Source organism: Streptomyces sp. NTH33 (assembly GCF_003236365.1).
GTDB lineage: Bacteria > Actinomycetota > Actinomycetes > Streptomycetales > Streptomycetaceae > Streptomyces.
This window is the reverse complement of the sequence record NZ_POTZ01000243.1, coordinates 1-10,861: the sequence shown is the minus strand read 5'-3', so window position 1 is coordinate 10,861 and position 10,861 is coordinate 1. Positions and strand designations below refer to the sequence as shown.

At 69.8% G+C, this 10,861-nt stretch carries 10 protein-coding genes and 2 tRNA genes; 4 read left to right on the top strand and 8 right to left on the bottom strand.

Annotation, left to right across the window (positions count from 1 at the left end):
- The coding region (locus C1I97_RS22145) for a hypothetical protein (protein ID WP_111004954.1) at window positions 1-715 on the top strand (715 nt) is incomplete at its 5' end.
- Window positions 716-790: 75 nt separating this feature from the next.
- Here C1I97_RS22145 and clpX read toward each other — a convergent pair.
- The 5 genes from clpX to C1I97_RS22120 all read right to left on the bottom strand — a co-directional run bounded on the left by clpX (window position 791) and on the right by C1I97_RS22120 (window position 5,628).
- Complete coding sequence (clpX, locus tag C1I97_RS22140) at window positions 791-2,077, bottom strand: ATP-dependent Clp protease ATP-binding subunit ClpX (RefSeq protein ID WP_111004953.1); 1,287 nt, start codon at window positions 2,075-2,077, stop codon at window positions 791-793.
- Between the two features lie 176 nt (window positions 2,078-2,253).
- Window positions 2,254-2,934 carry an ATP-dependent Clp protease proteolytic subunit gene (locus C1I97_RS22135; RefSeq protein WP_111004952.1) on the bottom strand — a complete coding sequence of 227 codons (681 nt, stop codon included), beginning with the start codon at window positions 2,932-2,934 and terminating at the stop codon, window positions 2,254-2,256.
- 142 nt (window positions 2,935-3,076) lie between these two features.
- Window positions 3,077-3,682: an ATP-dependent Clp protease proteolytic subunit gene (locus tag C1I97_RS22130; protein ID WP_111004951.1), complete on the bottom strand. Its 606-nt coding sequence runs from the start codon at window positions 3,680-3,682 to the stop codon at window positions 3,077-3,079.
- 281 nt (window positions 3,683-3,963) lie between these two features.
- Window positions 3,964-5,358: a trigger factor gene (gene tig, locus C1I97_RS22125; RefSeq protein WP_111004950.1), complete on the bottom strand. Its 1,395-nt coding sequence runs from the start codon at window positions 5,356-5,358 to the stop codon at window positions 3,964-3,966.
- 193 nt (window positions 5,359-5,551) lie between these two features.
- A tRNA-Pro gene (locus tag C1I97_RS22120) sits at window positions 5,552-5,628 on the bottom strand.
- Window positions 5,629-5,880: 252 nt separating this feature from the next.
- Between C1I97_RS22120 and C1I97_RS22115 the strand changes: the two genes are divergently transcribed.
- Window positions 5,881-5,954 (top strand) — tRNA-Gly (locus C1I97_RS22115).
- 70 nt (window positions 5,955-6,024) lie between these two features.
- Here the strand turns inward: C1I97_RS22115 and C1I97_RS22110 are convergent.
- Window positions 6,025-6,219, bottom strand: coding sequence for a hypothetical protein (locus tag C1I97_RS22110; RefSeq protein WP_073946722.1), 195 nt, complete (start codon window positions 6,217-6,219; stop codon window positions 6,025-6,027).
- Between the two features lie 443 nt (window positions 6,220-6,662).
- Here C1I97_RS22110 and C1I97_RS22105 point away from each other — a divergent pair, with 443 nt between their 5' ends.
- Window positions 6,663-7,862, top strand: a complete 1,200-nt coding sequence (locus C1I97_RS22105) for an acyltransferase family protein (RefSeq protein ID WP_111004949.1) — start codon at window positions 6,663-6,665, stop codon at window positions 7,860-7,862.
- Here the strand turns inward: C1I97_RS22105 and C1I97_RS41640 are convergent.
- Together C1I97_RS41640 and C1I97_RS22095 are read right to left on the bottom strand one after the other, a co-directional pair.
- Entirely contained in the window at window positions 7,859-8,212 is a 354-nt protein-coding gene (locus tag C1I97_RS41640; RefSeq protein WP_441349139.1) for a DUF6177 family protein, read from the bottom strand. The two genes, C1I97_RS22105 and C1I97_RS41640, sit on opposite strands and share 4 nt — an antisense overlap.
- Before the next feature lie 44 nt (window positions 8,213-8,256).
- Window positions 8,257-9,435, bottom strand: a complete 1,179-nt coding sequence (locus C1I97_RS22095; RefSeq protein ID WP_111004948.1) for a PP2C family protein-serine/threonine phosphatase — start codon at window positions 9,433-9,435, stop codon at window positions 8,257-8,259.
- Window positions 9,436-9,597: 162 nt separating this feature from the next.
- Here C1I97_RS22095 and C1I97_RS22090 point away from each other — a divergent pair.
- Window positions 9,598-10,861: GNAT family N-acetyltransferase (locus tag C1I97_RS22090; RefSeq protein WP_111004955.1), on the top strand; the 1,264-nt coding region annotated here is incomplete at its 3' end.

Sequence of the window (10,861 nt, the reverse complement as noted above, 5' to 3'; positions counted from 1 at the left end):
GTACGGCGCCGTTCCCCAGCCCCCGGCCCCGGGCGGCGGCAAGGGGAAGACGGCGGCCCTGGTCATCGGCGCGGTGGCGGTCGTGACGGCGATCGCGGTGGGCGCGTACTTCCTGATCGGCGGGGGCGGCGGCAGCTCGGTGAAGGACGACGGCCCGCACAAGCTGACGACGCCGGCGACGGTGCTGACGGAGTACAAGAAGTCCAAGAGCGACAGCGGCACCCTGTCGAAGAAGGACGTGAAGGATGCCGAGAAGTGGGGCGTGCACAACCCCAAGGACGTCGGCGCCCAGTACCAGGCCGGGGACAAGGACAACCCCCTGAGCGGCAGGGTGATCCAGTTCGCCGGCGTCTACGGCTCCATCGACGATCCCGAGAAGACCGTCGACGCGATGTTCGCGCACATGAAGGACGAGGCCAAGAAGGACGGCGACGACGACGCCGCCACGCTGGTCGGCGAGCCGAAGGCGTACGAGCCGGCCTCGCTCGAAGGCGCGGTCCTCAAGTGTCAGCAGGCCAAGGTCGACAACTCCTCCGGCGGTGCGGGCGGGCCGAAGGAGATCAGCATGACCGTCTGCATCTGGGGCGACCACAGCACGCTCGGCATGCTCATGCCGATGGACGTCGCCAACCTCATGTCGGGCAAGAGCAGCGACCCGGCGGCCGACGCCGAACTCACCGCGAAGTTCCGCAAGGAGGTCCGCGTCGAGGCCTGACGCACACCCGCGCGGCGAGAGGGGCCCCGGTCGACTCGACCGGGGCCCCTCCTGTCTGTCGTCCGTGCCGCGGCGTTACGCCGTCTTCTGCTCGCCCGGTCCCCGGCCCCGCACGTCGCGGGGGATCAAGGTCGGGTTGACGTTGGAGAGGACGACGTCGGCCGTGATGACGACGCGGGCCACGTCCTTGCGGGACGGGACCTCGTACATCACGCCCTGGAGGACCTCCTCCATGATGGCGCGCAAGCCGCGGGCGCCGGTCTGGCGGAGGATGGCCTGGTCGGCGATGGCCTCCAGGGCCTCGCGCTCGAAGTCGAGTTCCACGCCGTCGAGTTCGAACAGGCGCTGGTACTGCTTCACCAGCGCGTTGCGCGGTTCCACCAGGATCTTGAGCAGGGCCTCGCGGTCCAGGTTGTGGACGGAAGTGATCACCGGCAGGCGGCCGATGAACTCCGGGATCATGCCGAACTTGACCAGGTCCTCGGGCATGACGTCCTCGAACTGGTCCTTGTCCTCCAGCTCCCGCTTGGAGCGGATCGTCGCGCCGAAGCCGATGCCCCTGGCACCCGCGCGCCCCTCGATGATCTTCTCCAGGCCCGCGAAGGCACCGCCCACGATGAACAGGACGTTCGTCGTGTCGATCTGGATGAACTCCTGGTGCGGGTGTTTGCGGCCGCCCTGGGGCGGGACGGAGGCCGTGGTGCCCTCGAGGATCTTCAGCAGGGCCTGCTGGACGCCCTCGCCGGACACGTCGCGCGTGATGGAGGGGTTCTCGCTCTTGCGCGCGACCTTGTCGATCTCGTCGATGTAGATGATCCCGGTCTCGGCCTTCTTGACGTCGTAGTCGGCCGCCTGGATCAGCTTCAGCAGGATGTTCTCGACGTCCTCGCCCACGTACCCCGCCTCGGTCAGCGCCGTGGCGTCGGCGATGGCGAACGGGACGTTCAGCATGCGGGCCAGCGTCTGGGCCAGCAGGGTCTTGCCGGAGCCCGTGGGGCCCAGCAGGAGGATGTTGGACTTGGCGAGCTCGATGGCGTCCTCGCGGCCCTGACCGCCACCGTTCTCGCCGGCCTGGACGCGCTTGTAGTGGTTGTACACCGCGACGGACAGGGCCTTCTTGGCGGCCTCCTGGCCGACGACGTACCCGTCCAGGAACTCGTAGATCTCGCGGGGCTTGGGAAGTTCCTCCCAACGCACCTCGCTGCTCTCGGCGAGTTCCTCCTCGATGATCTCGTTGCAGAGGTCGATGCACTCGTCGCAGATGTACACACCGGGCCCTGCGATGAGCTTCTTGACCTGCTTCTGGCTCTTGCCGCAGAACGAGCACTTGAGCAGATCGCCGCCGTCACCGATGCGTGCCACGGTGTGCTTCCCCTTCGCCTGGGAGACGCCTGGACGCGTTGAGTCCAGCGGCTCCTGGTGCTGCCTTATGTCGACGGTACCTTGCCGGGCCCCCCGTTCGGGCCTCCCTTGGCACGGTTCACTTCCCACTTCGACGTGAACCGTGCCAAAGAGCGGCAGACGTCACTGCCCTCGCCTCAGCGGACGGAGGCGTTGTTCATCTTCCGGGTGGAGATGATCTGGTCGATCAGCCCGTACGACAGCGCCTCCTCGGCCGTGAGGATCTTGTCGCGCTCGATGTCCTCACGGATCTTCTCGATCGGCTGGGTGGAGTGCTTGGCCAGCATCTCCTCCAGCTGCGCGCGCATCCGGAGGATCTCGTTGGCGGCGATCTCCAGGTCGGAGACCTGGCCGCGGCCGGTCTCGCTGTAGGGCTGGTGGATCAGCACGCGGGCGTTCGGCAGCGCCATGCGCTTGCCCGGCGTGCCGGCGGCCAGCAGGATGGCGGCGGCGGAGGCCGCCTGGCCCATGCAGACCGTCTGGATGTCGGGCTTCACGAACTGCATCGTGTCGTAGATGGCCGTCAGCGCCGTGAAGGAGCCGCCGGGGCTGTTGATGTAGACCGAGATGTCCCGGTCGGGGTCCATCGACTCCAGGCACAGCAGCTGCGCCATGACGTCGTTGGCGGAGGCGTCGTCGATCTGGACGCCGAGGAAGATCACGCGCTCCTCGAAGAGCTTCGCGTACGGGTCGTACTCGCGGATGCCCTGGGAGGTGCGCTCCACGAAGCGCGGGATGACGTAGCGGGACTCGGCCGTGGGGCCGGTGTACTCGGCGCGTGTACGGTCGTAGAGGCCGCTGCCGGGGAAGTCGTTCACGGTGTCTCTCCTGGAAGGGGGCTGGGCGGTCGGCTGGGGGCTGGCTGGGCTTCACGGAGGCCACGGACGTCTCGGACGCCTCCCGGGCCCGGGGGGACTCCGCGGGAGCGGCTCAGGGGGCCGAGCGGCCCCCGTGGGCGGCTCAGGCCCCGGTGCCGCCGCCGCCCGGCATGCCGGCGGCCGAGGTGATCACGTCGTCGATGAGGCCGTACCCCTTGGCCTCGTGGGCGTCGAACCAGCGGTCGCGGTCGGAGTCGCGGGTGATCTGCTCGACCGTCTGGCCGGTGTGAAAGGCGGTGAGCTCCGCCATGCGTTTCTTGGTGTGCAGCAGCCGCTCGGCGTGGATCTTGATGTCCGAGGCCGAGCCCGCCAGGCCGGCGGAGGGCTGGTGGATCAGGATTTCGGCGTTGGGCAGCGCGAAGCGCTTGCCGCGGGTGCCGGCGCTGAGCAGGAACTGGCCCATCGAGGCCGCGAGGCCCATGGCGATGGTCACCACGTCGTTCTTGATGTACTGCATGGTGTCGTAGATCGCCATGCCGGCCGTGATCGAACCGCCCGGGCTGTTGATGTAGAGGTAGATGTCCTTGTCCGGGTCGGCGGCAAGGAGCAGCAGCTGTGCGGTGATCTTGTTCGCGATGTCGTCGTCGACCGGCTGGCCGAGGAAGATGATCCGCTCGTTGAGCAGCCGGTTGTAGACCTGGTCGCCGAGGCCACCACCGATGGAAGGCTCGCCGGCGGCGGAGGGCATCAGATTCGTCACGTATCCACCTGCTCGTCTTACGACGGCACGGGGCCGTCTTACGTGTTCTGCCGGGGCGTGGGGCCGTCCGGCGATGTTCGGGGACTCCCCTGCCCTCGTATTCAAGGACCCTAACGCGCAGGCCCTGCGGTGCCATCCCGGTTCCGGGGGTGTTCGCCGGGGGCGTACGCCGTGGCGCCCGCGGCCCCGCGCCCCTTGGGTAGGCGAACGGGCCCCAGGTCACAACGTACCCGGGGCCCGTCCTCTACGCATGGGAGGTGCCTTACGGCTCAGGCCTCGGCCTTCTCCTCGCCCTCACCCTTGTCCTCGGCGGAGGCCTCGGTGGTCTCCGCGGACTCGGCGCTCTCGTCCTCGTCGTCGTCCAGGTCGACGATCTCGCCGTTGGTGTCCTTCACGGTCGCGGCCTCGACCACGACGGCCAGGGCCTTGCCGCGGGCGACCTCGCCGACCAGCATCGGAACCTGGTTCTGCTGGACGACGGCCTGCGCGAACTGGTCGGGGGACATACCGGAGGAGGCCGCACGCCGCATGAGGTGCTCGGTGAGCTCCTCCTGGTTGACGCCCAACTTCTCCTTGTTGACCAGCTCGTCCAGCACGAACTGGGTCTTGATGCCCTTGACCGCGGCCTCGCGGGTCTCGGTGTCGAACTCCTCGGCGGTCTTGCCCTGGATCTCCAGGTACTGGTCGAGGGTGAGGCCCATCTGGCCGAGCTGGTGGTGCTCGAGGTTGTGCTTGCGGGTGTTGACCTCGTCCTCGAGCAGCTTCTCGGGGACGGGGACCTCGACCAGCTCGAGCAGCTTGTCCAGCACGCGCTCCTGCGCCTGCGTGGCCTGGTCGAACTGCTTCATGTTCTCCAGGCGCTTGCGGCTGTCGGCCTTCAGCTCCTCGAGGGTGTCGAACTCGGAGGCGAGCTGAGCGAAGTCGTCGTCCAGCTCGGGCAGCTCCCGGGCGGCGACCTGGGTGACCTTGACGGTGACCTCGGCCTCCCGGCCGGCCGCCGAGCCGCCCTTCAGCTCGGAGGTGAAGGTGGCCTCGCCACCCGCCTCGAGCCCCTTCACGGCGTCGTCGATGCCGTCCAGCAGCTCACCGGAGCCGATGGTGTAGGAGACGCCGTTCGCGACGCCGTCCTCGAGGACCTCGCCGTCGACCTTGGCCTCCAGGTCGATGGTCACCACGTCGCCGTCCTCGGCGGCGCGCTCGACCGGGGTCGTCGAGGCGAAGCGCTCGCGCAGCTGCTCGACGGCCTTCTCGACGTCCTCGTCGGTCACCTCGACGGCGTCGACCTCGACCTCGATGCCGGAGTAGTCCGGGATCTCGATGGTCGGGCGGACGTCGACCTCGGCGGTGAAGTTCAGCGTCTCGCCGTCCTTCAGCTCGGTGATGTCGACCTCGGGCTGGCCCAGCGGGTTCAGCTCGGCCTCGTTGACCGCGTCGGTGTAGAACTTCGGAAGCGCGTCGTTGACGGCCTCCTCCAGAACCGCACCGCGGCCGAATCGCTGGTCGATGACCCGGGCCGGGATCTTGCCCTTGCGGAAGCCCTTCACCGTGACCTGCTGGTTGATCTTCTTGTACGCCGCGTCGAGGCTGTCCTTGAGCTCCTCGAAGGGCACCTCGACAGTGAGCCGAACCCGGGTCGGGTTCAGGGTCTCCACGGCGCTCTTCACGGTTCGGTCTCCTTGTGGCTGACTTCTTGGATTCTGCCGGGGCCGGACGGTTCCGGCGGATGTTTCGCCGCCCGGAGGCGTTCGCAGCCCCAGCAGGACCGGACACACGGGCGCGCAGTTTGCATAGTAACCGCAGCCACTGGACGCCCCAAAAGGCGATCACGCGCAGTGGCGCCGACCAGCGGCCGGCGGATGGTCGGGGTGGCGGGATTTGAACCCACGGCCTTCCGCTCCCAAAGCGGACGCGCTACCAAGCTGCGCCACACCCCGTCTGGTGTGCGACACGTAGAGTACATGGCCGCAGGCAGTGCGGCCGCCGCGTTCTCCCAGCACCGAGGCGCATCCGGAGGCACACGGGTCGCGGGGGCGGAGAGCGGGCACCGGCCCCCGCCCGACGGCTCGCGGATGCGCATGATCGGCGCACGGGACCATGTGCACGCCCCCGGAGTGTGCGGCGACGCCCCTCGACCCGCTACGATGCCTGGTGTGCCGCGGTCGGCAGACTCGCGGCGCGCACTGTGTGCGGGCGTAGCTCAATGGTAGAGCCCCAGTCTTCCAAACTGGCTACGCGGGTTCGATTCCCGTCGCCCGCTCCAAACGACTCAGGGCCAGGTCGGAGGAGGACTCCCGCCTGGCCCTGATCGTTTCCGGGTGCCCCGACGCCGCTCAGAAGCTGATCGAGTTGATCGTCTGCGCTATCGAGTCCAGGAAGCGGCTGATCGGCTGGGCCATGCCGGTGGAGGCGAGGAAGAAGCCGAAGAGCACGGCGACGATGGCCGGCCCCGCCTTGATGGACCCCCCTCGGAGCAACACCACCAGGATGATCGCCAACAGCAGCACCACGGACAGTGAAATGGCCACAACTGATCACACCCTCGGTCGGTCCGCTCTCCCGGCCCGGGGACACCGGCCCCGCGCGCCCCGCTGGAACCATCGTGCCACCAACACGGCTCCTGTATGCGGGGGCTGACGCATCATCGGCCGGGGCCGGGGCACAAGCACCGGGAGTCCCGGGGCCGGTGCTCTTCTTCCATCGTGCCTCGTACGGAAATTCGACGCGGGCCGCCGTGCCGTCCCCACTGAGAATTCGGAGATTCCTTTTCCATGTCCACACATCGTGTTCTCAGGGAAATCAAATTGTTGCGGTGGAGGGGCCCGGGCGCGTCCTGACGCATCAACTAATCAGGATGAATGCCGACATCAAGGGTGATGATGATGCAGATGACGCCCGGGCGCGACGCCCGTGATCTTCTGACCGCCACCCTGTTTTACGGATTCCCACAGACAACGCTAGGGTGCCTGAGATGTTTTCCGCTGCCTCATTTCCCGGCCAGAGCAGAACGCCGCTCCCCCCGGCACGGTCGCCGGCTCCCGGAACGCCGGATCCGCGCGGATCGGCCGAGACCGGCGGAAGATCCGGCAAGCAGCGCGACGCGTTCTTCGACAACGCCAAGTACGTGGCGATCGTGCTGGTGGCCGTGGCGCACGCCTGGGAGCCGCTGAAGGACGACAGCCGGGTCCTGCAGGCCCTTTACATGGTCGTCTACGCCTTCCACATGCCGGCGTTCATCATCATCTCCGGCTTCTTCTCCCGCACTTTCGACTCCCGGCCCGACCGGCTCAAGCGGCTGGTCACCGGCGTCGTCGTGCCGTACGTCGTCTTCGAGACCGCCTACACCCTCTTCAAGCGCTACGTCGACCACAGCCCGGACCAGGAGATCAGCCTCCTCGACCCGTGGTTCCTGACGTGGTTCCTGTGCGCCCTGTTCATCTGGCGGCTGACCACCCCGCTGTGGAAGCTGGTCCGCCGGCCACTGCCGATCGCGCTCGGCATCTCCATGCTGGCGTCGCTCAGCCCGGACATCGGCGACGACCTGGACCTGCAGCGGGTCCTGCAGTTCCTGCCGTTCTTCGTGCTGGGTCTGGGGCTGAGGCCCGAGCACTTCGCGCTGGTACGCCGCCGTTCGGTGCGGATCGCGTCGGTGCCGGTGGCCGCGGCGGCGCTGTTCGTCGGCTGGTGGGCGGTGCCGCGGATGAGGGCCTCCTGGTTCTACCACCGCGCCTCCGCACAGGAGTTGGGCGCGCCCTGGTGGGTCGGCCCGGTCATGATGCTCGCCATGTTCGGCTGCTCGCTGGTGCTGACCGCCTGCTTCTTCGCCTGGGTCCCGGGGCGCCGGACCTGGTTCACGGCCCTGGGCTCGGGCACGCTGTGCGGCTACCTGCTGCACGGCTTCCTCGTCAGGGGCGCCGAGTACCGTGACTGGCTGGACCCCGCCTGGCTGCACCGCCCGCTCGGCTGGCTCGTCGTCTCCGCGCTCACGGCGGTGGCCGTCACCCTGATGTGCACGCGGCCCGTGCGGCGGGTCTTCCGCTGTGTGATGGAGCCCGAGATGAAGTGGGCCTTCAAGCAGGACCCGGGCGAACAGGCCCGCGAACGACGGCAGGCGGAGCAGCAGCCGGAGCAGCAGCCGGAGCGCGAGAAGACCGGGACGGTCAGCTCCTAGGGCGGGTCCGCGGGCCCGGTTCGCGTGGCGGCCGCGCGAGCGGGGACGCGCCGGGCGCGGTCGCCGGGCAGGGTGCGGACCTCCTCGGCGCCGAGCACGACGGCGTACGGGACGCCCGGGCCCTCGAAGCGCGGTGGCACCGACAGGTCGCGTCGGGTCCTGCGGATCCGCACCGGCACGAACCGCGGGCCGTGCCGGGTGGCGAGGGCCTCCACGGCCCGGGGCGCCGCGTCCGTCGGCGCCTCCTCCCCGGGACCGCAGCCGAACGCCGGCGTGACGTCCCCCTCCGCGCCGCCCCTGTCCGTGAGCGCGTCGGGGACGTCGGCCGGCTCCCGCGTCGCCGCGGTGATCCGGAGTCCGGATGCCCGCGGCGGCAGGACAAGCCGCCGCGGGCTCAGCGTGCCGCCTGGGCCGTCGGGCCCTCGCGGCAGATGAGGAGGAGGGCGCGGTCGTCGTTGACGTCCTTGGCCACCGCTTCGATCAGGTGCCAGGCGGCACCGCGGAAGCCGCCGGCGACGTAGCGGTCGGCCTCGCCGGTGAGGCGGTCGATGCCCTCGGTGATGTCGCGGTCGGCGGTCTCCACCATGCCGTCGGTGAACAGCATCAGTACGTCACCGGTCCGCAGGGAGCCTTTGACCGGGTCGAACTGGGCGCCGTCGTAGACGCCGAGGAGCGGGCCCTCGGCGGCCTTCTCCTCCCAGCGGCCGCTGCCCGCGCTGAGCTGCAGGCCCGGCGGGTGGCCCGCGGTGTACAGCTCGTAGTCGCCGGAGTCCAGGTCCAGCACCAGGTGGATGGAGGTCGCGAAGCCCTCCTGCCAGTCCTGGCGCAGGAGGTAGCCGTTGGCGGCGGGCAGGAAGGCGTGCGGGGGCAGGCTGCCGAGCAGGCCGCCGAACGCGCCCGACAGCAGCAGCGCCCGCGAGCCCGCGTCCATGCCTTTGCCGGAGACGTCCGTGAGGACGACCTCCAGGGTGCGGCCGCCGTTCGTACGGGCGGCGACCACGAAGTCGCCGGAGAAGGACTGGCCGCCGGCCGGCCGCAGGGCCATCTCGTGGTGCCAGCCGTCCGGCAGCTGCGGCAGCGTACTCTGCACGCGGATGCGTTCCCGCAGGTCGAACAGCATGGTGCCGCCACGCCGCCAGGGCACGCCGACCCGGCTGCGGAACTGGGCGATCAGCAGCCCGACGAAGCCACAGGCGGCGACCACCAGCACCACGCCCGGGGTGACCCGGGAGGGGCCCTCGGTGTACGGGCCGAGCCGCACCGACTCCACGATCAGCGCCGTGGCCGCGACGGCGTACAGGCCGAGCAGGCTCGCCGGGCGCAGCAGCAGCCCGCCGACGACGACGGGCAGCACGAGCGCGACCGGCGAGAACCAGACCGAGTTGACGAGGGTCAGCACCGCGATCAGCGGGATGGTCAGCAACAGCCCGCCGAACGCGATCCACTCGGAGCCGTCCCCGCGGAAGTAGTCGACGGCGGATTTGCGCACGCCGACGCGGGCCCGGTGCCACTGCATCTTCCACCGGGCCGTGAACGTCTCGGCTTCCGCGCGCCGTTCTCGTCCTGCTGCCATTAGTTCGGGACCCTATCCATCGAACCTGCTGCTTGGCACGGGAGGTCCCACTTGTCCCCCGTCCGAGACCCCAATTGTCCGTGAACCTCACCGAAGCCCGTCACGCCGCCGCCGTGGAGAAATTCGCTCGCCCGTTCCGTACCGTCCTGGTACGCATGCCGTATGGCAAGTGATGCGGTGACCGGACCGAGAGTGCTGCGGCAGGACGAGTGGGACCCCTGGTACGACAACCTGATCCGCGCGTTCGGCGGGGTTCCGGAGTCGGCGGAGGAGCGGCAGGCGTGGCGGTCGGTCACCGAGTTCGACCGTTCCCTGGGCGTGTGGGACGGGGACGTGTGTGTGGGGACGGCGGGGGCGTACAGCTTCCGGATGACCGTGCCCGGCGGCGCGCCGGTGTCCGCGGCCGGGGTGACGATGGTCAGCGTGGCCGCCACGCACCGGCGGCGCGGCGTGCTGACGTCGATGATGCGGCGGCAGCTGGACGACGTACGGTCCTGGGGCGAGCCGCTGGCGGTGCTGACCGCCTCCGAGCCGGCGATCTACGGCCGCTTCGGGTACGGGGCGGCGACCTTCCAGCTGCAGGCCGAGATCGACACCAACCGGGCCGGGCTGTCGGTCCCGGCCGGCACCGACGACGTACGGCTGCGGTACGCGGCGCCCGCCGACGTGCTCGACGCCTGCGAGGCGGTGTACGCGCGGCTGGTGCCGACCCGGCCCGGGATGGTGGAGCGGCCGGCCGGCTGGGCGCGGCTGACGCTGCTGGATCCGGAGAGCGAGCGGGGCGGCGCCTCGCCGCTGCAGTGCGTGGTCGCCGAGCGGGACGGAGAGGTCACGGGGTACGCGCGCTACCGGGTCAAGCCCAGTTGGGGCAACGGCGGACCCGAGGGCACGGTGGTGCTGAGCGATTTGGACGCGCTGGACCCGGCGAGCGGGGCGGCGCTGTGGCGGTTCCTGTACGGGATCGACCTGACGTCGACGCTGAGCGTGCGGATGCGTCCGGTCGACGACGCGTGGCAGTACCTGGTGTCCGACATCCGGCGGTGCCTGCCGCGGCTGAAGGACGCGCTGTACCTCCGGCTCGTGGACGTGGGGGCGGCGCTCGAGGCGCGGACCTACCAGACGCCGGTGGACGTGGTGTTCGAGGTGGTGGACGACTTCTGCCCGTGGAACTCCGGGCGGTGGCGGCTGAGCGGGGACACGAAGGGGGCGACCTGCGGGCGTACGTCGGACGCGGCCGAGATGGCGCTCTCGGTACGGGAGTTGGGGGCGGCGTACCTCGGTGGTGTGCCGCTGACCGCGCTGGCCGCGGCCGGGCGGCACCCGGCGCCGTGTCCTGATCATGGTGTCCCGCTACGACCACTGCCTCAACGACCTGCTCTTCCGGGCCCGCAGCGGCGACCTGCCGGTCGACGTGGTCGCGGTGGTC